This window comes from Oleiphilus sp. HI0125, from assembly GCF_001635355.1.
On record NZ_LWGF01000533.1, the window covers coordinates 1 to 849 of the forward strand.

Consider the following 849-nt stretch of genomic DNA (forward strand, 5'->3'; position numbering starts at 1 on the left):
ATTCTTCGCGCTGTTTTTACTCTTTAGTGCAATGTTTGTCCCAGCTCATGGCGCCTACACACTGTATCAACGTCAAGCAGAGCTTCCGTCATTACTCAATTTCGAGCACGCGTGGCAAATGCGCCTTTACAGACCAGGAGATAAAGCAAGCTTAAGCTTAGTAAGCAAGCCAAAGGGTTGGGACAACCCGAGCACCACGCTCAAAGTGGACTTTGCCACCACGACATACCCTGGGTTTAGCGTGCCGCATATTCACGACGACTGGTCTGACTTCAATCAATTCCGCATTGATATTTTTTCGAAATCAGACACACCACAGAAACTAACACTCCGAATACACGACAAAACACATAACCATGAGTATGTTGATCGCTTCAATCGCAGCTTCGAAATACAAAAAGGCGTGAACAAAATATCGATTCCACTTTCCGAAATAAGTGAAGCGCCACAAGGCAGAGCAATGGATATGAAACACATTCAGAGCCTTGCACTTTTCTCCGCAAAACCGGAGCAAGGATTCTCACTGTATTTTGATCATCTAAGACTTGATTAAGCCTGTTGGCTTATGACAAGTAAATGAGGGAGGCCATTCTCCCCGATACATGCCCATCTCGACGAAAAGAATAAAAACGCTCGGACTGAGCAAAGGTACAAAATCCTCCACCGTAGACTTTGCTAACGCCTGCCTTTCGTAAGATCATTCGAGCAATCGCATACAAATTACACATGAGTTTGTCGCTCTCGTTCTCTGGCAAAAACGCAGCATCAAAGTCAGCATCAATCGATACGAACTGATCCTTTACTTCAGCGCCAACCTGAAACCCTAACTGAGAAATGGTCGGTCCCAAA

Annotated in this window: 2 protein-coding genes; one reads left to right on the forward strand and one right to left on the reverse strand. The window is 45.2% G+C overall.

Features of this window, described 5'->3' with window-relative positions; all coding sequences use genetic code 11:
* Window positions 1–553: carbohydrate binding domain-containing protein (locus A3762_RS06735; protein ID WP_231878749.1), on the forward strand; the 553-nt coding region annotated here is incomplete at its 5' end.
* Window positions 554–563: 10 nt separating this feature from the next.
* Here the strand turns inward: A3762_RS06735 and A3762_RS06740 are convergent.
* Window positions 564–849, reverse strand: a 286-nt coding sequence (locus A3762_RS06740) for a laccase domain-containing protein (protein ID WP_197469099.1), incomplete at its 5' end; no start/stop codon positions are given.